The organism is Variovorax restrictus (genome assembly GCF_051216715.1).
GTDB lineage: Bacteria > Pseudomonadota > Gammaproteobacteria > Burkholderiales > Burkholderiaceae_C > Variovorax.
Window position 1 is genome coordinate 453,967 of sequence record NZ_JBPJZH010000001.1, and the last position, 22,910, is coordinate 476,876.

24 protein-coding genes are annotated in these 22,910 nt (G+C 67.5%); 16 read left to right on the forward strand and 8 right to left on the reverse strand.

Going from position 1 to position 22,910, the window contains the following annotated elements; genetic code table 11:
• Positions 1-106: 106 nt before the first annotated feature.
• The 4 genes from ACSFA0_RS02165 to recA form a co-directional block, all read right to left on the reverse strand.
• Positions 107-1,603, reverse strand: a complete 1,497-nt coding sequence (locus tag ACSFA0_RS02165) for an acetyl-CoA hydrolase/transferase family protein (protein ID WP_435448595.1) — start codon at positions 1,601-1,603, stop codon at positions 107-109.
• 47 nt (positions 1,604-1,650) lie between these two features.
• Entirely contained in the window at positions 1,651-2,601 is a 951-nt protein-coding gene (locus tag ACSFA0_RS02170) for a bestrophin family protein (RefSeq protein ID WP_435448596.1), read from the reverse strand.
• A gap of 107 nt (positions 2,602-2,708) precedes the next feature.
• A complete protein-coding gene (gene recX / locus ACSFA0_RS02175; RefSeq protein ID WP_435448597.1) occupies positions 2,709-3,173 on the reverse strand; it encodes a recombination regulator RecX in 465 nt (154 codons plus the stop codon).
• Positions 3,174-4,298: a recombinase RecA gene (gene recA, locus ACSFA0_RS02180; protein WP_435448598.1), complete on the reverse strand. Its 1,125-nt coding sequence runs from the start codon at positions 4,296-4,298 to the stop codon at positions 3,174-3,176.
• 146 nt (positions 4,299-4,444) lie between these two features.
• On the opposite strand from recA, the gene ACSFA0_RS02185 reads away from it, so the two are divergent.
• The 3 genes from ACSFA0_RS02185 (at position 4,445) to ACSFA0_RS02195 (ending at position 7,211) form a co-directional block, all read left to right on the forward strand.
• The gene (locus ACSFA0_RS02185; protein ID WP_435448599.1) at positions 4,445-4,927 is read left to right on the forward strand and encodes a MarR family winged helix-turn-helix transcriptional regulator; all 483 of its coding nucleotides are present in this window, start codon (positions 4,445-4,447) and stop codon (positions 4,925-4,927) included.
• Positions 4,928-5,086: 159 nt separating this feature from the next.
• On the forward strand, positions 5,087-5,761 hold the full coding sequence (locus ACSFA0_RS02190; RefSeq protein ID WP_435448600.1) for a response regulator: 675 nt from the start codon (positions 5,087-5,089) through the stop codon (positions 5,759-5,761).
• 16 nt (positions 5,762-5,777) lie between these two features.
• Positions 5,778-7,211: a sensor histidine kinase gene (locus ACSFA0_RS02195; RefSeq protein ID WP_435448601.1), complete on the forward strand. Its 1,434-nt coding sequence runs from the start codon at positions 5,778-5,780 to the stop codon at positions 7,209-7,211.
• Positions 7,212-7,283: 72 nt separating this feature from the next.
• Here ACSFA0_RS02195 and ACSFA0_RS02200 read toward each other — a convergent pair whose 3' ends face one another.
• Genes ACSFA0_RS02200 through ACSFA0_RS02210 form a run of 3 tightly spaced genes read right to left on the reverse strand, consistent with a single transcriptional unit; the run spans position 7,284 to position 8,919 of the window.
• Positions 7,284-7,466 (reverse strand): sporulation protein, encoded by a 183-nt coding sequence (locus ACSFA0_RS02200; protein WP_435448602.1) that lies wholly within the window; start codon positions 7,464-7,466, stop codon positions 7,284-7,286.
• Positions 7,463-8,263 (reverse strand): biotin--[acetyl-CoA-carboxylase] ligase, encoded by an 801-nt coding sequence (locus tag ACSFA0_RS02205; RefSeq protein WP_435448603.1) that lies wholly within the window; start codon positions 8,261-8,263, stop codon positions 7,463-7,465. The genes ACSFA0_RS02200 and ACSFA0_RS02205 overlap by 4 nt, the downstream gene beginning before the upstream one ends.
• Before the next feature lie 8 nt (positions 8,264-8,271).
• Positions 8,272-8,919, reverse strand: coding sequence for an SET domain-containing protein (locus ACSFA0_RS02210; RefSeq protein WP_435448604.1), 648 nt, complete (start codon positions 8,917-8,919; stop codon positions 8,272-8,274).
• Between the two features lie 88 nt (positions 8,920-9,007).
• Between ACSFA0_RS02210 and ACSFA0_RS02215 the strand changes: the two genes are divergently transcribed.
• From ACSFA0_RS02215 to ACSFA0_RS02225, 3 genes are all read left to right on the forward strand, one after another.
• Positions 9,008-11,947 (forward strand): DNA topoisomerase III, encoded by a 2,940-nt coding sequence (locus ACSFA0_RS02215; protein ID WP_435448605.1) that lies wholly within the window; start codon positions 9,008-9,010, stop codon positions 11,945-11,947.
• Between the two features lie 25 nt (positions 11,948-11,972).
• Positions 11,973-12,950, forward strand: a complete 978-nt coding sequence (locus ACSFA0_RS02220; protein ID WP_435448606.1) for a tripartite tricarboxylate transporter substrate binding protein — start codon at positions 11,973-11,975, stop codon at positions 12,948-12,950.
• Between the two features lie 97 nt (positions 12,951-13,047).
• On the forward strand, positions 13,048-13,218 hold the full coding sequence (locus ACSFA0_RS02225) for a hypothetical protein (RefSeq protein WP_435448607.1): 171 nt from the start codon (positions 13,048-13,050) through the stop codon (positions 13,216-13,218).
• A gap of 129 nt (positions 13,219-13,347) precedes the next feature.
• On the opposite strand, the gene ACSFA0_RS02230 is transcribed toward ACSFA0_RS02225, so the two are convergent.
• A complete protein-coding gene (locus tag ACSFA0_RS02230) occupies positions 13,348-14,235 on the reverse strand; it encodes a gamma-glutamyl-gamma-aminobutyrate hydrolase family protein (protein WP_435448608.1) in 888 nt (295 codons plus the stop codon).
• A 224-nt stretch (positions 14,236-14,459) separates the two neighbouring features.
• On the opposite strand from ACSFA0_RS02230, the gene ACSFA0_RS02235 reads away from it, so the two are divergent.
• The 10 genes from ACSFA0_RS02235 to ACSFA0_RS02280 all read left to right on the forward strand — a co-directional run bounded on the left by ACSFA0_RS02235 (position 14,460) and on the right by ACSFA0_RS02280 (position 22,901).
• The gene (locus ACSFA0_RS02235) at positions 14,460-15,515 is read left to right on the forward strand and encodes a sugar phosphate isomerase/epimerase family protein (RefSeq protein WP_435448609.1); all 1,056 of its coding nucleotides are present in this window, start codon (positions 14,460-14,462) and stop codon (positions 15,513-15,515) included.
• A 356-nt stretch (positions 15,516-15,871) separates the two neighbouring features.
• Positions 15,872-16,123, forward strand: coding sequence for a hypothetical protein (locus tag ACSFA0_RS02240; RefSeq protein ID WP_435448610.1), 252 nt, complete (start codon positions 15,872-15,874; stop codon positions 16,121-16,123).
• A 49-nt stretch (positions 16,124-16,172) separates the two neighbouring features.
• On the forward strand, positions 16,173-16,436 hold the full coding sequence (infA, locus tag ACSFA0_RS02245; RefSeq protein ID WP_068631262.1) for a translation initiation factor IF-1: 264 nt from the start codon (positions 16,173-16,175) through the stop codon (positions 16,434-16,436).
• A gap of 19 nt (positions 16,437-16,455) precedes the next feature.
• Positions 16,456-17,853 carry an ATP-dependent RNA helicase DbpA gene (gene dbpA / locus ACSFA0_RS02250; protein WP_435448611.1) on the forward strand — a complete coding sequence of 466 codons (1,398 nt, stop codon included), beginning with the start codon at positions 16,456-16,458 and terminating at the stop codon, positions 17,851-17,853.
• Between the two features lie 34 nt (positions 17,854-17,887).
• A complete protein-coding gene (locus ACSFA0_RS02255) occupies positions 17,888-18,058 on the forward strand; it encodes a hypothetical protein (protein WP_435448612.1) in 171 nt (56 codons plus the stop codon).
• Positions 18,059-18,295: 237 nt separating this feature from the next.
• A complete protein-coding gene (locus ACSFA0_RS02260) occupies positions 18,296-19,165 on the forward strand; it encodes a branched-chain amino acid ABC transporter permease (RefSeq protein WP_435448613.1) in 870 nt (289 codons plus the stop codon).
• Entirely contained in the window at positions 19,162-20,187 is a 1,026-nt protein-coding gene (locus ACSFA0_RS02265) for a branched-chain amino acid ABC transporter permease (RefSeq protein ID WP_435448614.1), read from the forward strand. The genes ACSFA0_RS02260 and ACSFA0_RS02265 overlap by 4 nt, the downstream gene beginning before the upstream one ends.
• The gene (locus tag ACSFA0_RS02270) at positions 20,180-20,968 is read left to right on the forward strand and encodes an ABC transporter ATP-binding protein (RefSeq protein WP_435448615.1); all 789 of its coding nucleotides are present in this window, start codon (positions 20,180-20,182) and stop codon (positions 20,966-20,968) included. Before ACSFA0_RS02265 ends, ACSFA0_RS02270 begins: the two co-directional genes overlap by 8 nt.
• On the forward strand, positions 20,955-21,662 hold the full coding sequence (locus ACSFA0_RS02275) for an ABC transporter ATP-binding protein (protein WP_435448616.1): 708 nt from the start codon (positions 20,955-20,957) through the stop codon (positions 21,660-21,662). The genes ACSFA0_RS02270 and ACSFA0_RS02275 overlap by 14 nt, the downstream gene beginning before the upstream one ends.
• Before the next feature lie 54 nt (positions 21,663-21,716).
• Positions 21,717-22,901 carry an ABC transporter substrate-binding protein gene (locus ACSFA0_RS02280; RefSeq protein WP_435448617.1) on the forward strand — a complete coding sequence of 395 codons (1,185 nt, stop codon included), beginning with the start codon at positions 21,717-21,719 and terminating at the stop codon, positions 22,899-22,901.
• The last annotated feature ends 9 nt before the right edge of the window (positions 22,902-22,910 follow it).

Consider the following 22,910-nt stretch of genomic DNA (forward strand, 5'->3'; position numbering starts at 1 on the left):
ATTTCATTACAAATATACCTGCGCAAAGAAAACTTTTGGTCATTTCCGTGCGTGATGCAACTTCCGCGCCCGCAGTCGGGCGCGTCAGGGCGCCCGAAGCGGGGCGTCAACCGAGCATGCTGCCCGTGTCGCGGTAGCGCAGATGCCACGACAGCGCCTTCTCCAGCACATGCGGCGTCTGCCCGCCGCGCGTGGCGATGGCTTCCTCGTAATAGGCGCGCAGCATGTCGCGATAGGGCTGGGCCGTGCAGTTGGCGATGATGAGGTGCGCCCGTTCGCGCGGCGCCAGGCCGCGCAGGTCGGCCAGGCCGACTTCGGTGACGAGGATGTCCACGTCCTGCGGGATATGGTCCACGTGCGAGACCATCGGCACGATGCTCGACACCGCGCCGCCCTTGGCCACCGACTTGGTCGCGAAGATCGACAGGTAAGCGTTGCGCGCGAAGTCGCCCGAGCCGCCGATGCCGTTCATCATGTGCGTGCCCAGCACGTGCGTCGAATTGACGTTGCCGTAGATGTCGGCCTCGAGCGCCGTGTTGAGCGCGATGATGCCGAGCCGGCGGATGATCTCCGGGTGGTTGCTGACCTCCTGCGTGCGCAGCACCAGCCGGCTCTTGTAGGCATCCAGGTGGCCGAAGACCTGCGCGGCGCGCGCCGGCGACAGCGTGATCGACGAGCCCGACGCGAAGTCGAGCTTGCCGGCATCGAACAGGTCGAAGGTGGAGTCCTGCAAGACCTCCGAGTACATGCTCAGGTGCCGGAAGGGGCCGGCGCCCAGCCCCGACATCACGGCATTCGCGACGGTGCCGATGCCCGCCTGCAGCGGCAGCAGCCGCTCGGTGAGCCGGCCCTGCGCGACTTCGCGCTGGAAGAACTCGACCAGATGCCCGGCGATGGCCGCCGTCTCGGCATCCGCGGGCAGCACGTTCGACGTGCTGTCGGCCTTGTCGGTGATGACGATGGCGACGATCTTCTCCGGCGGGATCTCGATCGCGGTGGTGCCGATGCGGTCGTACGGCGTCATGAGTGGCATCGGCTCGCGCTGCGGACGGTGCTTGGGAATGAAGATGTCGTGCAGGCCTTCGAGCGCAGCCGACTGCGTCATGTTGATCTCGACGATCACCTTGTCCGCCAGGATCGCGAAGCTCGCGCTGTTGCCGATGGAGGTGGTCGGCACGATGGCCCCGGTCTCGGTGATGGCCACCGCCTCGATCACGGCGATGTCGATGGGCGGGATCTGCCGGGTGCGCAGCAGCTCGACCGTCTCCGACAGGTGGTGATCGATGAACATCACCTCGCCGCGGTTGATCGCGGCGCGCAGCGTCGGGTCGGCCTGGAAGGGCATGCGGCGCGCGATGGCGCCGGCCTCGGCCAGCGTGCGGTCGATGTCGCTGCCGAGCGAGGCACCCGTCATCAGCGTGATCTTCAGCGGCTCGCGGCGGGCGCGCTCGGCCAGGGCCAGCGGCACGGCCTTGGCGTCGCCAGCGCGCGTGAAGCCGCTCATGCCGACGACCATGCCGTCGCGGATCCAGTCGGCGGCGGCGTCCGCGGTGGTGACGCGGCTCAACAGTTCGGGCAGGCGGATGCGGCTTTCGTAGGACATGGCGGGTTCTCGTGGACGGGACGGCGGGAAGGGGACGTGCGCAAGGCTCATTGCAGCCGGTAGTCGACTGGCCGCAGCGGCGGCGGCGCGGGCGCGCCGACCGCCTCCAGCAGGTCGATGTCCAGCGTGCGACAGATCGCTTCCAACGGCAGGTCGTTGGGCTCGATGCCGAAGGGTTCCTCGATCTCGTCGCCCAGTGCGTCGAGGCCGAAGAAGGTATAGGTAATGATCAGCGTGACGAAGGGCGTCATGAAGCCGATCGAGTCGACCAGCCCGAAGGGCAGCAGGTAGCAGTACAGGTAGGCGGTGCGGTGCAGCAGCAGCGTGTACGAGAAGGGGATGGGCGTGCCGCGGATGCGCTCGCAGGCCGCGGCCGCACCGCTCAGGGCCGACAGCGTGTCGTCGACTGCCACCGCGACACAGGGGTCGATGCGGCGGTCGCGCAACGCCTCTTGCAGGTCGTCGCCCATGCGCAGCATCAGGAAGTGCGGCCGGTTCGAGAATGCGCGCATCGCCTGGCGTTCCGGCTCGCGCAGAAAGCGCTGCACGTCGGCCATCGGATCGGTGCCGCGCAGCTGATGCCGCAGGGCGTGCGCGAAGGCCGCCGCGCGCAGGGTCATGCGCACACGCAGGTCGTCCAGGCCACCCGAACCCGGGCCTTCCAGCCGCGCCGGGCCGTCGCCGTCGATCAGGCTCTGGCACTGCCGCGCCAGGTTGCGGGCGCGCAGCACCACCTCGCCCCAGAGCTTGCGCGCCTCCCAGAAGCGGTCGTAGGCGGCGCTGTTGCGAAAGCCCAGGAAGATGGCCAGCGGCAGGCCGATGAGCGTGAAGGGAACGGTGCCGATCGGGATCTTGAACTGCCCCAGGTGGCCGTGCGCCAGGGTCACGAAGATGGCGACGACGAGGTTGACCAGCAACGCGGGGCCGATGCGCCACAGGATCGAGCCGCGCCAGAGAAGAAACATCTTCAGCCCGGAAGGGCGGTTCCGGACGATCATGGGTGGCGGGGTCGAGGAGGCATGGCGCGGGGCGGCCGCAGCGGTGCTGGGCGGGGGCGGGAGTCGCCATTGTCCTACAAGGCGACGAACGGCGCAGCGGGCCGAGCTCAGACGAACGCGTCGGGCGCCGTGGGGTCCATCCGCAGCACCTTCGCCACGACCGCACCCGAGAAGCCGCGCGCCATCAGGAAGCGCATCTGCCTGGCGCGCTCCTTCGCGTCCTGCGGCGGCACTTCGAAGCGGCGGCGCCAGACCTCGAAGGCGCGCGAGGTTTCACTCGCTTGCAGGCCCGCCACCGCCTCCGCGATGGCCTCGGGCGCGATGCCCTTGTGCTGCAATTCCTGACGCACCCGCAGGGCCCCCATGCGCGGCGCGCGCTGGTGCACCACCGACTGCACCACCCGCGCCTCGCTGATGAAGTCCTTCGCGGCGAGTTCGTCGAGTGCCGCGGCCAGGGTGCCGGGCTCTTCTTCATACTTCGCCAGCTTGCGCTCGAGCTCGGCGCGCGAATGCTCGCGCTGGCTCAAGAGCCGCAGGGCGCGGCCCTTGAGCGAGGGCGCGGCAAATCCCATTTATTCCTTGGCGGCCGCCTTCGCGGCCTTGGCCTCTGCCTTCGCCTTGGCGTCGCTCTCGGCCTTGGCTTCCGCCGAGCCGGCTTCGGCGGCCAGCAGCGGGATGCCCAGCGATTCGCGCACCTTGTTCTCGATCTCGCGCGACAGCGCCGGGTTCTCGCGCAGGAATTCGCGTGCGTTGTCGCGGCCCTGGCCGATCTTCTCGCCGTTGTAGGCGTACCAGGCGCCCGACTTGTCGAGGATCTTGGCGTTCACGCCCATGTCGATGATCTCGCCCTCGCGGCTGATGCCTTCGCCGAACAGGATGTCGAACTCGGCCGTCTTGAAGGGCGGCGACACCTTGTTCTTCACGACCTTCACCTTGGTCTCGTTGCCGATCGCCTCGTCACCCTTCTTGATGGTGCCGATGCGGCGGATGTCCAGGCGCACCGAGGCGTAGAACTTCAGTGCATTGCCGCCGGTGGTGGTTTCGGGCGAGCCGAACATCACGCCGATCTTCATGCGAATCTGGTTGATGAAGATGACCATGCAGTTGGTCTTCTTGATGGTCGCGGTCAGCTTGCGCAGCGCCTGGCTCATGAGGCGGGCCTGCAAGCCGGGCAGCGAGTCGCCCATCTCGCCTTCGATTTCGGCCTTGGGCGTGAGCGCGGCGACCGAGTCGACCACGATCAGGTCGACGGCGCCCGAACGCACCAGCGAGTCGACGATTTCCAGGGCCTGCTCACCCGTGTCGGGCTGGCTGATCAGCAGGTCGGACAGGTTGACGCCCAGCTTCTGGGCGTACTGCACGTCGAGCGCATGTTCGGCGTCGACGAAGGCGCAGGTGCCGGCCTGCTTCTGCATTTCGGCGATGACCTGCAGCGTGAGCGTGGTCTTGCCCGACGATTCCGGGCCGTAGATCTCAATGACCCGGCCGCGCGGCAGACCGCCGACGCCCAGCGCGATGTCCAGGCCGAGCGAGCCGGTCGAGACGACCTGCACGTCTTCCAGCGCCTCGCCCTCGCCCAGCCGCATGATGGTGCCCTTGCCGAACTGCTTTTCGATTTGCGCGAGCGCGGCCTGCAGGGCCTTGGCTTTTTCGCTGCCGGCGACCGAGATGCTGCTGCCCTTGACGAGTGCGTCCATGAGAAAACTCCTTGAATATCAACGGGTTGTGTTGGAAATCATCCCGCTGCTTTTAACCACAGGCCTGGATGCTTGAACAGTAGTGTAGCGATCGGTACTTTGAAGTAAACCCGATTTATGGTCAGTTTGCTTTACCATTTGGCGCCATGGCAGAGCCCCTGTTCCCCACCGATCCCGACGCCTGGCGCCAGACCCACCTGGGACGCCTGCTCGGCCATGCCATGCGCCGCTTCGACGAGCGGGTGCTCGCGCTGATGGCGCACGACGCCGACGTGCCGCTGGCACTGTCGAACCTGGCGGCGCGGGCGCAGGTCAGCGCGGCGCACATCCACATCACGCGGCATCTGTCGCGCGGCGGCTCGCGCCTGACCGAGCTCGCCGAGCGCGCCGGCATGACCAAGCAGGCGATGGGCACGCTGGTCGACCAGTGCGAGGCCTGGGGCCTGGTCACGCGCGAGCCCGACCCGCTGGACGCCCGGGCGCGGCGCGTGCGCTTCACGCCCGACGGGCTCGCCTGGCTGGAGGCCTTCCGCCAAGCCGTGGCGCAGGCCGAAGGCGAGTTCCGTGCGAGCGTGGGCGACGAGGTCGCCACCGTGGTCACCCTGGGCCTGGAGGCCTATGCGGGTTGACGCGGCTAGGCGGGTTAGGGCGGAGCGTCGGCGGACGTTCGTGCGGGTTCACGCGATGGCCTGCGCCAGAACAAGCACAGTCGGCGAGTGCCGCCCCTAGAATCCGCCGCGGAGACGAACAACAAGCGCGACACGCGCACCACAAGCCGGAGGTGGCTCATGCGAATCCTCATTGCAGAAGACGACCAGGTGCTGGCCGACGCCCTGCTGCGCAGCCTGCGCACCTCGGGTGCGGCGGTGGACCGCGTGGCCACCGGCACGCAGGCCGACGCGGCGCTGATGACCAACAGCGAGTTCGACCTGCTGATCCTCGACCTCGGCCTGCCCAACCTGCATGGCCTGGAGATCCTCAAGCGCCTGCGCGCCCGCGGCTCGCAACTGCCGGTGCTGGTGCTCACCGCGGCCGACAGCGTGGAGGAGCGCGTCAAGGGCCTGGACCACGGCGCCGACGACTACATGGCCAAGCCCTTCTCGCTGCAGGAACTCGAAGCGCGGGTGCGCGCCCTCACGCGTCGCGGCATGGGCGGCACCAGCAACGCCATCAAGCACGGCCCGCTGGTCTACGACCAGGCCGGCCGCGTGGCCACCATCGACGGCAAGATGGTCGAACTGTCGGCGCGCGAACTCGGCCTGCTCGAGGTGCTGCTGCAGCGCGCCGGCCGGCTGGTGAGCAAAGACCAGCTGGTCGAGCGGCTCTGCGAATGGGGCGAAGAGGTGAGCATCAACGCCATCGAGGTGTACATCCACCGCCTGCGCAAGAAGATCGAGAAGGGCCCGGTGCGCATCGCCACCGTGCGCGGCCTCGGCTATTGCCTCGAGAAGATCCAACCCTGATTCCCCTTTCCGCGCGATGAAGCTCTTTCAGCGCGCGCAGCGCTCCCTGTTCGGCGAGATCCTCGACTGGATGCTCACGCCGCTGCTGCTGCTGGTGCCGGTGAGCATCGGCGTCACCTGGCTGGTGGCACAGGGGATCGCCAACGCGCCCTTCGACCGCGCGCTGGAAAACAACGTGCAGACGCTCGCGCGGTTGCTGGTGATGGAGGACGGACGCATCCGGTTCGCGCTGCCGCAGCCCGCGCGTGACATCCTGCGCGCCGACGACATGGACGTCGTCTACTACCAGGTGCTCGACGGGCGCGGCCAGTTGCTCAGCGGCGAACGCGACGTGCCGCCCCCGCTGGCCGACGAGCTCACCGCGCCGGGCACGGTCTATCTGCACGACGCGACGATGCGCGGCAAGGCGGTGCGCATCGCGTCGCTGTGGGTGGCCGGCACCGACGACGGTCCGCCGGCGCTGGTGCAGGTGGCTGAAACACGCGCCAAGCAGTCGGTGCTGGCCACCGAAATCATCAAGGGCGTGCTGCTGCCGCAGTTCGCCATCCTGCCGCTGGCGGTGTTGCTGATCTGGCTCGCGCTGGTGCGCGGCATCAAACCGCTGTCGGTGGTGGAGGCGCGCATCCGCGAGCGCCGGCCCGACGACCTGAGCCCGCTCGACGAATCCGCCGTACCGCTGGAGGTGGTGCCGCTGGTGTCGTCGGTCAACGAGCTGCTCAACAAACTGCGCGACTCGATCGCGACCCAGAAGCGCTTTCTGGCGGACGCGGCGCATCAGTTGAAGACGCCGCTGGCCGGGCTGCGCATGCAGGCGGACCTGGCCCAGCGCGAAGGCGCGAACGCCGAGGAACTGAAGCAGTCGCTCAAGCAGATCGGCCTGGCCAGCGTGCGCGCCACGCACACGGTCAACCAGCTGCTCTCGCTGGCGCGCGCCGAAAGCAGCGGCGCCGTCATCGGCTGGCAGAACTGCGACCTGGCGCGGCTGACGATCGAGGTGGTGCGCGAGGCGGTGCCGCGCGCCATCGAGAAGCGCATCGACCTGGGCTACGACGGGGCCGAGGCGGGCGCGGCCGGCGTGGTGCTGCGCGCCAATGCCACGCTGCTCAAGGAGATGGTGCGCAACCTGGTCGACAACGCGCTCAACTACACGCCGTCGGCGCCGGCGCGCTCGGGCATCGTCACGGCACGGGTGCTGGCCGACCCCTTCGGTCGCATCGTGCTGCTGCAGGTGGAAGACAACGGGCCCGGCATCGCCGAGGCCGACCGGGAACTCGTCTTCGAGCCCTTCTACCGCGTGCTGGGCAACGAGGCCGACGGCTCGGGCCTGGGCCTGCCGATCGTGCGGGAGATTGCACGCCAGCACGGCGCCACGGTGCACCTCGAAGATGCCCACCCTGGCGAGCAGCCGCCCGGGACGCGCGTCACCGTGCGTTTCGAGCTCGAGGCCTGAACGCCGCGGGGCGCTCGGGTTGGACTCCCTCTCCCCCTGGGAGAGGGTTGGGGTGAGGGCAACGGCGGGTGCTCAAGGCGCCTTGCGGATCTGTAGCAGCTCGGGCCGCACCTGCTGCTCGACACGGTGCGGTTCGCTCTCACTGAAGCGCGCCGGCTGCAGGCCGAAGACCGAGAGCGCGCCCTGGCTCCACGCGAAGTAGCCCAGGTTGGCCAGCACCAGCACCACTGCGACGACACGCCAACGTGTGTTCATGGCAGAGCCAGGCCGCGCGGCCGCACGCTGACGTCGGAACTGGTGATGCTTTGCAGGCCCGTCGCCGTTTGCACGAGCAGCTCGCCGCCCCAGCCGACGCCTTCGCACAGGCCGGAGGTGCCGTCGCTCAATTGCACCTCGCGCCCGCGCAGGGCGTCGCGCGCGGCGAAGCGTTCGGCGAAGGGCGCGAAGCCGCGCTCGGAAAAAGTCTGCACCGTGGCGACCAGCGGCGGCACCAGGCCATGCAGCAACTCGCCGGGCGTCGCGTCCGGGCGCCATTCGTGGACCCAGGCCGGCGGCATGCGCAAGCCATCGGCCTCGCGCGGGCCGAGGTTCACGCCGATGCCGATCACCACGTAGCGCAGCGACGCGTCGCCCTGCGGCACGGCCGTCTCGATCAGGATGCCGACCAGCTTTCGGTCGTTCACCCACAGATCATTCGGCCATTTCAGGCGCACGCCGGCCGATGCGGTCGGGTCGAGGCTCTCGGCCACGCTCACCCCGACGGCCAGCGACAGGCCCGACCAGTCCTTGGGCGCGAGTGGCAGGCCCAGCGAAAAGGTCAGCGAGGCCGGTTGCGCGGCGTCTTGCGCGCTCTGCCAGGGCCGGCCGAGCCGGCCGCGGCCGGCGGTCTGGCGCTCGGCCACCAGCAGCACCGGCGCATCGGACCCCGCGCGCGCACGGCGCATCAGTTCGGTGTTGGTCGAGTCGATCTCCTCGACCCGCTCGACCGCGAAGCCCGGGCAGTGCGGCGCCACCGCAGCGGCGATCCGGTCGTCGAACGCTGGCCCGGCCATGGCGTGCATCACACCAGGGCCATGGCCTCGATGGCCGGCGTGGGCGACCCGCTCTTGCGCAACTTCTTGCCCGCTTTCTTCTCTGCCTTCTTTTCGGCTTTCTTCTTCTCTTCTTTCTTCTCGGCCTTCTTTTCCGCCTTCTTGGCCTTGGCCTTCTTCTTTTGCTTCTTCGACTTCTTCTTGTCCTCGTCCTTCGGCGCGAGCAGCGTGCCGCGGCAGCTGGCCGAGCCGCACCAGCAGGGGAAGTCGGCCAGCAGTTCCGGCGTGTAGGGCAGGTCGATGACCAGGCCGTAGTCGTAGTTCAGTTCCTGGCCGGCCGGGATGTCGCGCAGCGCCTTGATGAAAATGCGGCCATCGACTTCGTCGGCTTCGCAGTTCGGGTCGCAGGAATGGTTGATCCACTTGGCGGCGTTGCCGTCGACCTTGCCGTCGATCACACGCTTGTCGTCGATGTGGAAGTAGAAGGTGTGGTTCGGCTGGGCCGGGTCGTGCGGATGGCGGCGCAGCGCCTCCTTCCAGCTGATCACCTCGCCCAGATACTCGATGAGCGTTTCGCCCTCGGCGATGTCCTGTGCAGCGAACACGCCCTTGCCATGGACGCCCGATCGACGGGTCTGGATGCGGCGGCCACGAAGCGGAGGGGTTTTTGAAGGCATCGCCGAAGTCTGATAGTTTGAATAGGCACACATGTGCGTGCGCGCGTGTACGCACACGCGAGAGCAGCGAAGTATAGAGAGAGCCCAGATGACAAAGACATTGGTAATTGCAGAAAAGCCGTCGGTGGCGCAGGACATCGTCCGCGCCCTCACGCCCACGGCGGGCAAGTTCGAGAAGCACGATGAATACTTCGAGAGCGAGCAGTACGTCGTGACGAGCGCCGTCGGCCACCTGGTCGAGATCCAGGCGCCGGAAGAATTCGACGTGAAGCGCGGCAAGTGGAGCTTCGCCAACCTGCCCGTCATTCCGCCGCACTTCGACCTGAAGCCGGTCGACAAGACCAAGACGCGCCTGAACGCGGTGGTGAAGCAGGCCAAGCGCAAGGACGTGACCCAGCTCATCAACGCCTGCGACGCGGGCCGCGAGGGCGAGCTGATCTTCCGCTTGATCGAGCAGTACGCGGGCGGCAAGAGCCCATTGAACAAGCCGGTCCGGCGCCTTTGGCTGCAGTCGATGACGCCGCAGGCCATCCGCGATGGCTTCGAGTCGCTGCGCACCGAAGCGCAGATGCAAGGCCTGGCCGACGCCGCGCGCTCGCGCTCCGAAGCCGACTGGCTGGTGGGCATCAACGGCACGCGCGCCATGACGGCCTTCAATTCACGCGACGGCGGTTTCTTCCTCACGACCGTGGGCCGGGTGCAGACGCCCACGCTGTCGGTGGTGGTCGAGCGCGAAGAGAAGATCCGCAAGTTCGTCAGCCGCGACTACTGGGAAATCCACGGCGCCTTCCAGGCCGAGGCCGGCCAGTACCCCGGCAAGTGGTTCGACGCCAACTTCAAGAAGCCGCCGCCCGGCCCCGACGGCGTGGCCGACCCGGAGATGCGCGCGGACCGTGTTTGGAGCGAGCGCGAGGCTGCCGAGGTTGCCGATGCCGCGCGCGGCAAGCCCGCCACCGTCACCGAAGAGAGCAAGCCCACCACCTCGGCCTCGCCGATGCTGTTCGACCTGACCTCGCTGCAGCGCGAGGCCAACGGCCGCTTCGGCTTCAGCGCCAAGACCACGCTGGCGCTGGCCCAGAGCCTGTACGAGCGCCACAAGGCGCTGACCTACCCGCGGACCGACTCGCGCGCGCTGCCAGAGGACTACCTGCCGGTGGTCAAGGACACCATGAAGATGCTGGCCGACAGCGGCATGAAGCATCTCGCGCCCTTCGCCAAGCAGGCGGTCGACGGCAACTACGTCAAGCCGAACAAGCGCATCTTCGACAACGCCAAGGTGTCGGATCACTTCGCCATCATCCCGACGCTGCAGGCGCCCAGCGGCCTGAGCGACGCCGAGCAGAAGCTGTACGACTTCGTGGTGCGCCGCTTCCTCTCGGTGTTCTTCCCGAGCGCCGAGTTCCAGGTGACCACGCGCATCAGCACGGTCGAGACGAACGGCAATAAGTACCCGTTTCGCAGCGACGGCAAGGTGCTGGTCAAGCCGGGCTGGCTCGCCATCTGGGGCAAGGAAGCCGTCAACGACGACGACGAGAAGGACGGCAAGAACCTGGTGGTGGTGAAGCCCGGCGAAACGGTGAAGACCGAATCGGCCGACCTGAAGGCCCTGAAGACCCGACCGCCGGCCCGCTATTCGGAAGCCACGCTGCTCGGCGCCATGGAAGGCGCTGGCAAGACCATCGACGACGACGAACTGCGCGAGGCCATGCAGGAGAAGGGCCTGGGCACGCCCGCCACGCGCGCGGCCACCATCGAAGGCCTGATCGCCGAGAAGTACATGCTGCGCGAAGGCCGCGAGCTCATCCCGACGGCCAAGGCCTTCCAGCTGATGACGCTGCTGCGTGGCCTGGGCGTGGAGGAACTCTCCAAGGCCGAGCTCACCGGCGAGTGGGAATACAAGCTCGCGCAGATGGAGAAGGGCGCGCTCAGCCGCGCCGACTTCATGCGCGAGATTGCCGAGATGACGCAGCACATCGTCAAGAAGGCCAAGGAGTACGACCGCGACACGGTGCCCGGCGACTACGCGACGCTCGCGACGCCCTGCCCCAACTGCGGCGGCGTGGTGAAGGAGAACTACCGGCGTTACACCTGCACCGGCAAGCCCGGCGCGGAGCCTTGCGGCTTCTCCTTCGGCAAGTCGCCGGCCGGCCGCACCTTCGAGGTGGTCGAAGCCGAGCAGCTGCTGGCGACCAAGCACATCGGTCCGCTCGAAGGCTTCCGCTCCAAGGCGGGCTGGCCCTTCACGGCCGAGATCATCCTCAAGTACGACGAAGCGGAGAGCAAGAACTGGAAGCTGGAGTTCGACTTCGGCGACGACGACGCCGACAGCGGCGAGATCGTCGACTTCAGCGCGCAGGACACGCTGGGCCCCTGCCCGATCTGCGGCGCCCCGGTGTTCGAGCACGGCGCCAACTACGTCTGCGAGAAATCGGTGCCGACGAACGCACAACCGACGCCGAGCTGCACCTTCAAGACCGGCAAGGTCATCCTCACGCAGCCGGTGGAGCCCGCGCAGATGGAAAAGCTGCTGGCCACCGGCAAGACCGACCTGCTCGACAAGTTCGTCTCGATGCGCACCCGTCGCGCCTTCAAGGCCTTCCTGGTGTGGAACAAGGACGAGGGCAAGGTGACCTTCGAGTTCGCGCCGCGCGAGGGCGGCAGCAAATTCCCGCCGCGCAAGACCTTCGGCAAGGCCGCACCGGCGAAGAAGGTCGCGGCCAAGAAGACCGCCGCGGCGAAGACGCCTGCCGCCAAGAAGGCCGCGGCACCCAAGGCGCCGCGCAAGCCGGGCGCCGGCCTGAAGCCGAGCGAGGCGCTGGCCGCGGTGATCGGTGCCGACCCGGTAGCGCGCACCGAGGTCATCAAGAAGCTGTGGGACTACATCAAGGCCAACGGCCTGCAGGACGCGACCAACAAGCGCGCCATCAATGCCGACGCCAAGCTCAAGCCCGTCTTCGGCAAGGACCAGGTGACGATGTTCGAGCTGGCCGGCATCGTCGGCAAGCACCTGACAGCCATTGCAACCTGACCGCAGACATTTGAGGAGCCACACGATGCAACGCAGGCAATTTCATGCGCTGACTGGCGGCGCGCTGCTCGGACTGGCGGGTGCCGGCCGAGCCGCCACGTGGCCCGACAAGCCGATCAAGATGGTCGTGCCCTTTCCGCCCGGACAAGCGACGGACATCTTCGCGCGCGCGCTGGCCGAACAACTCGCGCGCCGGCTGGGCCAGCCCGTGGTGGTCGACAATCGCGCGGGCGCCGGCAGCAACATCGGCACCGAAGCCGTCGTGCGTTCGGCGCCCGACGGCTACACGCTGGTGGTGGCCGGCAGCGCCATGGCGGTGAACCAGACGCTCTATGCGAAACCAGGCTTTGATCCACGCAAGGACCTCACCGGCATTTCACTGATCGCCAAGGTGCCGCTGGTGTTTCTCGCTACGCCGGAAAGCGGTATCCGCACCATGGCCGACCTCGCGAAGCGCGCACGCGCCGAGCCCGGCAAGCTCAGCTACGCGAGCGCCGGCATCGGCGGCACACAGCACCTGTCGGGCGAAATGTTCAAGTCAGCGGCGCGGGTCTTCATCACGCACATCCCCTACCGTGGCAGCGGGCCGGCGCAAGCCGACTTTCTGGGCAATCAGGTTCCGCTGATGATCGACTCGGTGACCGCGGCACTGCCGCACATCAAGTCGGGCCGCGCCATCCCTTTGGCGGTGACGTCAGCAACTCGCTCTTCGCAGTTGCCTGAAGTGCCGACCGTGCGCGAGAGCGGCGTGTCCGGTACGGCCGATTTCGAGGCCGTCGGCTGGCTCGGCCTGATGGCGCCGCGTGGTACGCCCGATGCCATCATCGAGCGACTCAACGGTGACGTGGTGGACCTGCTTAAAAGTGAATCGCTGGCGCGCTTCATTCGCGACCGAGGATCGGACCCATCACCTTCCACCGGGCCGGAATTTGATCGTTTCGTGGCGAGCGAGATCACGCGCTGGGGCGCCGCAGTCACGGCCTCAGGCGCCAAACCGGAGTGAACGACTGCATTGGCGGCAGGGTTTAGCTTCGACGCGATTTAGGGCAAAACGCAGTGGCTGCCTATAGTGACTTCAACACCCCGAACGGAGCACTCTTTTGAAATCACTCGTTTCTGCCGTCTTCTTCGCGCTCACGGCGTGCCTCGTCGCCGGCTGCGCATCGAACGGTGGTGCATCGAATTCGGCCGGTACGCCCGTCGGCGGCACCGGCATCCAGATGTTCGGCACCATCGACGCCGGCGTCAGCCGGACCGACACGAAGCGTTAAACGCAGCGTCGAACGTGTGAAGGAACCGTCGCGAGCGCCCCGAGCTTGCGTCGAGGACCGGAGCCGCACTGGCGTGCGGTGAGGACCGCAGATGCGGGATCGGGGTGCGCAGCAGGTTCATTCGCACGTTCAGCGCCGCAGCAGCGCCTGGCGCAGCATGCGCGCCGCGCGGTCGCGGATCTTGCCGGGCGTGCTGTGGTGTGGCCGGTGCGGCTGCACCCGGGCCGCCGCGCAGGCGCCGAGGAAGTCGTTGAGGATGGCCGTGTCGTCCACCGTGCTGATGGTGCCGTCGGCCTTGTGGAACTCGGGGTGCCACTGCGTGGCCGCGATGTAGCCGCGCCCGGCCCGGCCGTTCACGCGCCGGATCGCCTCGGGCACCCGGTCCGGGTAGCTCCAGGCTTCCACCTCGAAGCCCGGTGCCAGGTCCTTGATGCCCTGGTGGTGGATGCTGTTGACCCGCGCGTGCTGCACGCCCGGGTACATGCGCGAGAGCTGCGTGCCCTCCACCATCACGATGTCATGGAAGTTCTGGTCGTAGCTCACCGGGTCGCGATGCCGCAGTGCATGCGGGTGCTGCGTCTCGATGTCCTGGAACAGCGTGCCGCCGAAGGCCACGTTGATCAGCTGCAGGCCGCGGCACACGCCGAAGATGGGCTTCCCGGCCTGTTCGAAGGCTTCGACCAGCGCCAGGTCGTACAGGTCGCGGATGCGGTCGCCAACCCATGCGTCGCGCAGCGGCACCTCGCCATAGCTGCCCGGCCACACGTCGGCGCCGCCGTGCATCACAACCCCATCGAGCCATTCCGCGTAGTGCGACAGCTTGGTGTCGCCGCGCGCCGTCTCGCCGGTCGGGCAGGGCACCATCACGACCATGGCGCCGGCCGACATCAGCCAGTGCGCGATGGACTGCTCGACGTACTGCAGCGTCTTGTTGGTGAAGAGGGACCGCGCCGGGTCGGCGTGCTGGAAGCAGGCGGAAAGGCCGATCTTGAGGCGGCCGGCGACGGTCTGTGGCATATCAGTGGCGCCCGGCCGCCCGAAGGCACTGATGCGCCCCCTCGGGGGGCAGCGATACGCGAAGCGATGAGCGTGGGGGTTTCATCCTAGGAGCGCGGGCGAAGCGGTGAGGGAAAGACAGGCGACCATTGTGGCGCGATGGCCCTCGCGCGGCGAGTCGGACGATGCGCCAAGTATGCTTTCGACCACAAGAGTTCACAGAGACACCCCATGAGGACATCGCGATGAAGACCATCCAGGGCCCGGGCATCTTCTTGGCGCAGTTCGCCGGCGACACCGCCCCCTTCAACTCGCTGGACGCCATCGCCGGCTGGGCCGCGGGGCTCGGCTACAAGGGTGTGCAGATCCCGACCTGGGACGCGCGCCTGTTCGACCTGCAGAAGGCCGCCGAGAGCGAGACCTACTGCGACGAGGTGCGGGGCACGCTGGCGCGCCACGGGCTGCAGATCACCGAGCTGTCGACGCACCTGCAGGGGCAGCTGGTGGCCGTGCACCCGGCCTACGACGCCGGCTTCGACGGCTTCGCGGCGCCTGAAGTGCGGGGCAGCCCGGCGGCGCGGCAGCAGTGGGCCGTGCAACAGCTGATGCTGGCGGCGCGCGCGTCGTCGCGCCTGGGGCTCACCGCGCACGCCACCTTCTCTGGCGCGCTGGCCTGGCCGTACCTCTATTCGTGGCCGCCGCGCCCGCCGGGCCTGATCGACGAGGCCTTCGACGAACTGGCGCGGCGCTGGCTGCCGATCCTCAATGCCTTCGACGACGCCGGCGTCGACATCGCCTACGAGGTCCATCCCGGCGAGGACCTGCACGACGGCGTGAGCTACGAGATGTTCCTCGACCGCGTGGGCCAGCACCCGCGCGCCTGCCTGCTCTACGACCCGAGCCACTTTCTGCTGCAGCAGCTCGACTACCTGGCCTACATCGACCACTACCACGCGCGCATCAAGGCTTTCCATGTGAAGGACGCCGAGTTCAACCCGAGCGGCAAGCAGGGCGTGTACGGCGGCTTCCAGCCGTGGCTGAACCGTGCCGGCCGCTTCCGCTCGCTGGGCGACGGGCAGGTCGACTTCGGCGCGATCTTCTCGAAGATGGCGGCCTACGACTTCCCCGGCTGGGCGGTGCTGGAATGGGAATGCTGCATCAAGCACCCGGAAGACGGCGCCCGCGAAGGCGCGCCCTTCATCGAGCGGCACATCATCCGGGTGGCCGACCGGGCGTTCGACGATTTCGCCGCCGGCGGTGTCGACCAGGCGGCCAACCGGCGCATGCTGGGCCTGGATTGAACCTCGCCAAACCGCGTGAGTCGGGCAAATAACCACAGCAGTTAGCAACACTTGTGCCCGATCGAGTAGAATACGCGGTTCGTTTCGATACCACGACGAAGCACTTTCGTCTTATCGCCGGCTGACTTGGACCCTCTACGGATGTGCCAGGCCCTTCATTCTCAAGCCGGCTCATACAGTGTGTTGGAGCGCCAGACCGGGCGCCCATGATTGCCACCACTGCCTTCGTTCCTGTTGAAGCGAATTCCGCGCTGTCTGCGCCGTGCGCGCCCCTGTCGGGCGCCTCTCCCGGTGCATCTGCGTTCGTTTTCAATTATTTTCAGCGTGTTGCGGTGTCGCGATGCGCCAAGGCTTTCATGGACAACATTCAACACACGGTGGGCAAGTACCTCGTGTCGCCTCTCATCAAGAACCTGGACGACGGCCGCTTCGCAGCCGCCGTGTCGATCCGCTCGGGCCGCGGCAGCGGCATGCACGACCGCGTGATGCGCTTCACCCCGCATTTCGCCAGCCACGCCGCCGCCCTGCGCTACGCCGTCGACGAAGGACTGCACTGGGTGCGCGAACGCACCGCCGTCCGACCGACGCCCGCGACTTGCGCCGCTTGAGCGGCACCCGGTTTCTCATCATCATCACGACAACTTTTCAGAGGTAATCATGGCCAAGGAAGAACTGATCGAAATGAACGGCGCAGTGACCGAAGTGCTGCCCGACTCGCGCTACCGTGTCACGCTGGACAACGGTCACCAGCTGATCGCCTACAGCGGCGGCAAGATGCGCAAGCACCACATCCGCATCCTGGCGGGCGACAAGGTGTCGCTCGAACTCTCGCCCTACGACCTGACCAAGGGCCGGATCACCTTCCGCCACCTGGAACGCCGCGGCCCGCCGCCGGTCAACAGCGGCGCCCAGCGTCGTTGATCGCCGCAGAAGCCCGCCAGTGACAGGTCCCGCCACCGGTTTCGGCACGCTGCCGCTCGCGCCGCAGACGCTCGCCAACCTCACGCAGCTCGGCTACGTGCAGATGACGCCCATCCAGGCGGCCAGTCTGCCGGTGGCGCTGCTCGGCCGCGACCTGATCGCCCAGGCCAAGACGGGCAGCGGCAAGACCGCCGCCTTCGCCTTGGCCCTGCTGGCCAACCTGAACCCGCGCCGCTTCGCCGTGCAGGCGATGGTGCTGTGCCCCACGCGCGAACTCGCCGATCAGGTGACCACCGAAATCCGCCGCCTGGCGCGCGCGGAAGAGAACGTCAAGGTCGTCACGCTCTGCGGCGGCGTCGCCCTGCGCGGCCAGACCGCCAGCCTGGAGCACGGTGCCCACATCGTGGTCGGCACGCCCGGCCGCATCATGGACCACCTCGAGCGTGGCAACCTGAGCCTCGACGCGCTCAACACGCTGGTGCTCGACGAAGCCGACCGCATGCTGGACATGGGCTTCTTCGAGGACATCGTGACGGTCGCGCGGCAGTGCCCGCCCGAGCGCCAGACGCTGCTGTTCTCGGCCACCTACCCCGACGGCATCGCCAAGCTGGCGGCGCAGTTCATGAAGTCGCCGCAGCAGATCACGGTCGCCTCGCAGCACGAGGAAGGCAAGATCGTCCAGCGCTGGTACGAGGTGAAGAACAGTGATCGGCTGCACACCGTGTCGATGCTGCTCGACCACTTCCGCCCGGCCAGCACGCTCGCCTTCTGCAACACCAAGCAGCAGTGTCGCGACCTGGTCGCCGTGCTGCAGGCGCAGGGTTTCAGCGCCATGGCGCTGTTCGGCGAGCTGGAACAGCGCGAGCGCGACCAGGTGCTGGTGCAGTTCTCCAACCGCAGCTGCTCCGTGCTGGTGGCCACCGACGTGGCGGCCCGCGGTCTGGACATCGCCCAGCTCGAAGCCGTGATCAACGTCGACGTGACGCCCGACGCCGAGATCCACATCCACCGTATCGGCCGCACCGGCCGGGCGGATGCCGAAGGCCTGGTGCTCAACCTGGCCAGCATGGACGAGATGGGTTTCGTCGGCAAGATCGAGCAGCTGCAAGGCCGCGAATCCGACTGGCGCCCGCTGACCGAGCTGACGCCCGGCGTCGGCGAGCCGCTGCGCCCGCCGATGTCCACGCTGCAGATCGTCGGCGGCCGCAAGGAGAAGATCCGCGCCGGCGACGTGCTGGGCGCGCTCACCGGCGACGCCGGCTTCGCCAAGGAGCAGGTCGGCAAGATCAACGTCAACGAGTTCTCCACCTACGTGGCGGTCGACCGGCGCATCGCGCGCGAGGCGGCCCACAAACTCTCCACCGGCCGCGTCAAGGGCAAGAGCGTCAAAGTGCGCCTGCTCGACGATGTGGCTTAATTACGCCCTTCGAACTTTCACTCACTGAGCCACCATGCCCAAGAAGATCCGCACCGAGGCAGACCGCATTGCCACTCCCGCCCCCACCCCGCTCGCCGGCTACGCTTTCCCCAAGATGGGTGGCGGCCAGAAGGTGAGCCTGGAACGTGGCACTGCGACCCGCAGCAAGAAGAACCCCGGCAAGCGCCCCAAGAAGGGCGGTTGAAGGCGCGCGGGGGCCACGCTCCCGCACCTTCCCCTTCTTGCTGCTTCCTTGAAGAACGCGCCTTCGGGCGCGTTTTTCATTGGTGCACCGTCTCTGGACCTACCGCTCGGTAGAAGTCGCGGACGCGACCCGACTGCGGGCAAACCTCAGTCGACCCACCACGGACCGTTCCCCACAATGCCTCGCAGGACCGCCGCACCGCACCGTGCGGTGCTGGCTCTTCCTTTGAGGATCGATGTGGAACTCTTCTTCCAGCAATTGCTGAACGGCCTCACGGTCGGCGGCGTCTACAGCCTGGTGGCGCTCGGCCTCACGCTGGTCTACGGCATCCTGCACGTGCCCAACTTCGCGCATGGTGCCTTCTACATGGCGGGTGCCTTCGCGGGCTACTACTTCATGACGAAGCTGGGCCTCAACTACTGGGTCGCCATGGCGGGCGCCGCGGCGGTGGTGGCGGTCATCGCGATGTTGGCCGACCGGCTGGTGTTCCACCCGCTGCGCAACGCCCCCGAGCTGCACGACATGATCGCCGCCATCGGCATCCTGCTGTTTCTGGAAGCCGGTGCGCAGGCGATGTTCGGCGCCGACTTCCACCGCATGCCCACGCCCTACGGCCAGATCGTCGAGGTCTTCGGCCTGACCGCGCCGCTGCAGCGCCTCTTGATCATCGTCGGTGCCTTCTCGCTGATGATCGTGCTGCACCTCTTCCTCACACGCACCGTCACCGGCTCGACCATCGTCGCGATGGCGCAGGACCCCAAGGGCGCTGCGCTGGTGGGCATCGACGCCACCCGCGTGAAGCTGCTGGTGTTCGCGATCTCCGGCGCGCTGGCGGCCATCGCGGCCGTGCTCTATGCGCCGATCAACCTGGTGTACCCGGCGATGGGGCACCTGGTCATCACCAAGGCCTTCGTGATCATCATCCTGGGCGGCATGGGCAGCTTCCCGGGCGCGATCGTCGGCGGGCTGATCATCGGCCTGGCCGAGAGCTTCGGCGGCTTCTACTTCTCGACCGACTACAAGGACATCATCGCCTTCGTCCTGCTGGTGGTGATCCTGTCGTTCCGCCCCCAGGGCCTCTTCACGCCGAAGGGAGCGCGCGCATGAAGCTGCTCGAAGGCAAGACCGGCTGGGCGCTGCTGGCCGCGATCGCGCTGGTGTTCCCGCTGTTCGCGCAGAACAACTACCTGATCTCGGTCGCGACGCAGACCTTCATCATGGCGATCGCCGCGCTGGGGTTGAACCTCATCACCGGCTACACCGGGCAGTTCAACCTGGCGCACGGCGCCTTCATGGCGGTGGGCGCGTACACGGTGGGCATCCTCACGGTCGACCACCAGGTGCCGTTCTGGATCGCGTTCCTGGCGGCGGGCTGCGTGACCGCACTGCTCGGCTACTTCGTCGGCCTGCTGTCGCTGCGCCTGAAGGGCCACTACTTCTCGATCTTCACGCTGTGCGTGAGCTACATCATGTACCTGCTCATCGAGAAGTGGGAAAGCCTCACGCACGGGCCGGTGGGCATCATGGGCATCCCGGCGCCGACGGGCATCGGGCCGCTGCAGTTCGGCACGCCGCTGTCGCAGTACTACCTGGTGCTGGCCTTCCTGGTGCTGGGCATCTGGATCATGGCGCGCATCGTGCGCTCGCTGCTCGGGCGCAGCTTCATGGCGGTGCGCAACAGCGACATGCTGGCCGAGGCGCTGGGCGTCGACCTGATGCGCACCAAGACGCTGTCCTTCGTGCTGTCGGTGGTGTACGCGGGCTTCGCCGGTGCGCTGTATGCAGGCCAGGTGCGCTTCCTCGGCCCCGACCTGGCCAGCGAGGTCGTCACCTTCGACCTGGTGATGTTCATCCTGGTCGGCGGCGTCGGCACGCTGCTGGGGCCGCTGGTCGGCACGTTGCTGGTCACCTACCTCACGCAGAGCCTGCAGTTCCTGCAGGACTACCGCATGGTGGTGTTCGGGCCCGTGCTGATCGCGCTGATCATCTTCCTGCCCGACGGGCTGGTGGGCACCTGGCTCAAGCGGCGTGCGCGGCGCGCCGATGCGGCGCAAGCGGCGCTCAGGCCCGCCGCCGCAGCGTCACCGTCGGTGGCCCCGACGACGCAGGAGGGCCGCTCCCATGCTTGAGATCACCGACCTCACCAAGCAGTTCTTCGGTCTGACGGCCGTCGACCACGTCACGACCCGCTTCGAGCGCGGCCAGGTGAGCGCGATCATCGGCCCCAACGGCGCGGGCAAGACCACCTTCTTCAACCTGGTGGCCGGCACGCACCCGCCGACATCGGGACGCATCGTGTTCAACGGCCAGGACGTGACCGGCATGCGGCCGGACCACGTGGCGCGCCTGGGCATCGCGCGCACCTTCCAGACCACCAATCTGTTCGACAACGCGACCGTGCTCGACAACCTGATCGTCGGCCACCGGCTGCGCACGCACTCGGGCCTGTGGGACGTGCTGATCAACTCCCGCCGCCTGCAGAGCGAAGAGCGCCTGTGCCGCGAGAAGGCGCGCGAGGCGCTCGACTTCGTCGGGCTCTCGCACGTGGCCAACCGCATCGCGGCCGACATCACGCAGGAGGAGCGCAAGCGCGTGGCTTTCGCGCTGGCACTGGCCACCGACCCCGAGCTGCTGTTGCTCGACGAGCCCGCCGGCGGCGTGAACCCGGAAGAGACGGTCGGCCTCGCCGCGCTCATCCGCAAGCTGGTCGACCACGGCAAGACCGTGTGCCTGATCGAGCACAAGATGGACATGATCATGCGGCTGGCCGACAAGATCGTGGTGCTGAACAACGGCGCGAAGATCGCCGAAGGCACGCCCGCCGAAGTTCGGCGCGACCCGCACGTGATCGAGGCCTACCTGGGCACCGACCATCGCGCCGAACAGGGAGCCGAACATGCTGCGGTTTGAGAACGTCGACCTGCACTACGGCAGCTTCCGCGCACTAGAGGGCGTCACGCTGCATGCCGATGCGGGCGAACTGGTGGTGCTGCTGGGCGCCAACGGCGCGGGCAAGACCTCGATCTTCATGGCCGCCAGCGGTATCGAGAAGCCGAGCCGCGGCAGCATCCGCTTCGACAAGCAGGAGCTGGTCGGCATGCGCCCGGCGCAGATCGTGCAGTCGGGCCTGGTGCACTGCCCCGAGGGCCGCAAGCTGTTCCCGCTGATGTCGGTGCGCAAGAACCTGGAGCTCGGCGCCTACGTGCACCGCGGCGACAAGGCCGGCATCCAGCGCTCGATCGACGAGGTGTTCAGCCTGTTCCCCATCCTCGAGGCGAAGCAGCACGATGCCGCCGGCTCGCTTTCGGGCGGCCAGCAGCAGATGGTGGCGATCGGCCGCGCGATGGTGGGCCGCCCCAAGGTGCTGCTGCTCGACGAACCCTCGCTCGGCCTCGCGCCGCTAGTGGTCAAGCAGGTGTTCGAGGTGATCCAGCGCATCCACCGCGCCGGCACCACGGTGCTGCTGGCCGAACAGAACGCCTACTCGGCCCTCGCCATCGCCGACCGCGCCTACGTGATCGAGCGCGGCCGCATCGCGCTCGAAGGCGACCGCGAATCCCTGCTCAACAACGAGGCCGTCAGAGCCGCGTACATCGGCGCTTGAATTCGATTCAGCCGCTTCAGCCATTCATCCACCCCGACCTCCGGAGACAAACCCATGAAGATCGCTTTCGAAACCCGCCGCCGATTCGCCGCCGCGCCCCTCGCCCTCGCGCTGGTGGCCGCCTTCGGCTCCGGTGCCGCCTCGGCCCAGGACACCGTGAAGATCGGCTTCACCGGCCCGCTCTCGGGCGGTGCCGCGCTCTACGGCAAGAACGTGGTCAACGGCATCGAGATGGCCATCAAGGAGATCAACGCGGCCGGGCTGGATGTCGGCGGCAAGAAGGTCAAGCTCGAACTGGTCTCGCTCGATGACAAGTACGCACCGGCTGAAGCCGCCATCAATTCGCGCCGTCTGGTGCAGCAGTACCAGACGCCGGCCGTCTTCGTGCCGCACTCGGGCGGCATCTACGCGATGCAGGCCTTCAACGAGCAGGAGAAGTTCATCGTGATGGCGTACTCGAGCACGCCCAAGATCACCGAGACCGGCAACAAGCTGACCATCCGCATTCCCCCGGTCTTTGCCGGCTACATCGAGCCCTTCACGAAGTACGAAATGGGCAAGTACGGCAAGAAGGTCGGCATGCTGCCGGGCGACCACGAGTACGCGAAGAACTGGAGCGCGCTGTTCGAGCCCGCCTGGAAGCAGGCCGGCGGCACGGTGGTGTCGAACAACCCCATGTCGTACAACCGCTCGGCCGACTTCTACAGCGGTGTGAGCCGCGTGCTGGCCGAGAAGCCCGACGTGCTCTTCGTCGGTGGGCCGTCGGAGCCGACCGCGCTGGTCGTCAAGCAGGCCCGTGAACTTGGCTTCAAGGGCGGCTTCCTCATCATGGACCAGGCCAAGTTCGACGAGATGGCCAAGGTCACCGGCGGGCTGGCCATGCTCGAAGGCTCCATCGGCGTGCTGCCGGTGTCGGACGACGTGCGCATCGGCGCCAAGACCTTCGCCGCCGCCTACCGCAAGGCCTACGGCGACGACAAGTCCCCCACCACCGAGTCTTCGTACAACTACACGCTGACGCACGCCCTGGCCAGCGCGATGAAGATGGCCGGCACCACCACCGACGCCGCGGCCATTCGCGCCAAGATGGGCGACGCCCTGGCCAAGCTGCCCAAGGAAACCAACGCCGGCGACTTCCGCGGCGTGGACGCGACCGGCGGCACGCTGCTCGACCCGCTGGTCGCCACCATCGAGGGCGGCAAGATCAAGCCGGTGAACCTCAGCGACCTGATGAAGTGAGGGCGCTCG

Coding starts and splice junctions, on each gene's coding strand:
- ACSFA0_RS02165 (WP_435448595.1), bottom strand. CDS start 1,603: ATGTCCTACGAAAGCCGCATCCGCCTGCCCGAACTGTTGAGCCGCGTC.
- ACSFA0_RS02170 (WP_435448596.1), bottom strand. CDS start 2,601: ATGATCGTCCGGAACCGCCCTTCCGGGCTGAAGATGTTTCTTCTCTGG.
- recX (WP_435448597.1), bottom strand. CDS start 3,173: ATGGGATTTGCCGCGCCCTCGCTCAAGGGCCGCGCCCTGCGGCTCTTG.
- recA (WP_435448598.1), bottom strand. CDS start 4,298: ATGGACGCACTCGTCAAGGGCAGCAGCATCTCGGTCGCCGGCAGCGAA.
- ACSFA0_RS02185 (WP_435448599.1), top strand. CDS start 4,445: ATGGCAGAGCCCCTGTTCCCCACCGATCCCGACGCCTGGCGCCAGACC.
- ACSFA0_RS02190 (WP_435448600.1), top strand. CDS start 5,087: ATGCGAATCCTCATTGCAGAAGACGACCAGGTGCTGGCCGACGCCCTG.
- ACSFA0_RS02195 (WP_435448601.1), top strand. CDS start 5,778: ATGAAGCTCTTTCAGCGCGCGCAGCGCTCCCTGTTCGGCGAGATCCTC.
- ACSFA0_RS02200 (WP_435448602.1), bottom strand. CDS start 7,466: ATGAACACACGTTGGCGTGTCGTCGCAGTGGTGCTGGTGCTGGCCAAC.
- ACSFA0_RS02205 (WP_435448603.1), bottom strand. CDS start 8,263: ATGGCCGGGCCAGCGTTCGACGACCGGATCGCCGCTGCGGTGGCGCCG.
- ACSFA0_RS02210 (WP_435448604.1), bottom strand. CDS start 8,919: ATGCCTTCAAAAACCCCTCCGCTTCGTGGCCGCCGCATCCAGACCCGT.
- ACSFA0_RS02215 (WP_435448605.1), top strand. CDS start 9,008: ATGACAAAGACATTGGTAATTGCAGAAAAGCCGTCGGTGGCGCAGGAC.
- ACSFA0_RS02220 (WP_435448606.1), top strand. CDS start 11,973: ATGCAACGCAGGCAATTTCATGCGCTGACTGGCGGCGCGCTGCTCGGA.
- ACSFA0_RS02230 (WP_435448608.1), bottom strand. CDS start 14,235: ATGCCACAGACCGTCGCCGGCCGCCTCAAGATCGGCCTTTCCGCCTGC.
- ACSFA0_RS02235 (WP_435448609.1), top strand. CDS start 14,460: ATGAAGACCATCCAGGGCCCGGGCATCTTCTTGGCGCAGTTCGCCGGC.
- ACSFA0_RS02240 (WP_435448610.1), top strand. CDS start 15,872: ATGGACAACATTCAACACACGGTGGGCAAGTACCTCGTGTCGCCTCTC.
- infA (WP_068631262.1), top strand. CDS start 16,173: ATGGCCAAGGAAGAACTGATCGAAATGAACGGCGCAGTGACCGAAGTG.
- ACSFA0_RS02255 (WP_435448612.1), top strand. CDS start 17,888: ATGCCCAAGAAGATCCGCACCGAGGCAGACCGCATTGCCACTCCCGCC.
- ACSFA0_RS02265 (WP_435448614.1), top strand. CDS start 19,162: ATGAAGCTGCTCGAAGGCAAGACCGGCTGGGCGCTGCTGGCCGCGATC.
- ACSFA0_RS02270 (WP_435448615.1), top strand. CDS start 20,180: ATGCTTGAGATCACCGACCTCACCAAGCAGTTCTTCGGTCTGACGGCC.
- ACSFA0_RS02275 (WP_435448616.1), top strand. CDS start 20,955: ATGCTGCGGTTTGAGAACGTCGACCTGCACTACGGCAGCTTCCGCGCA.
- ACSFA0_RS02280 (WP_435448617.1), top strand. CDS start 21,717: ATGAAGATCGCTTTCGAAACCCGCCGCCGATTCGCCGCCGCGCCCCTC.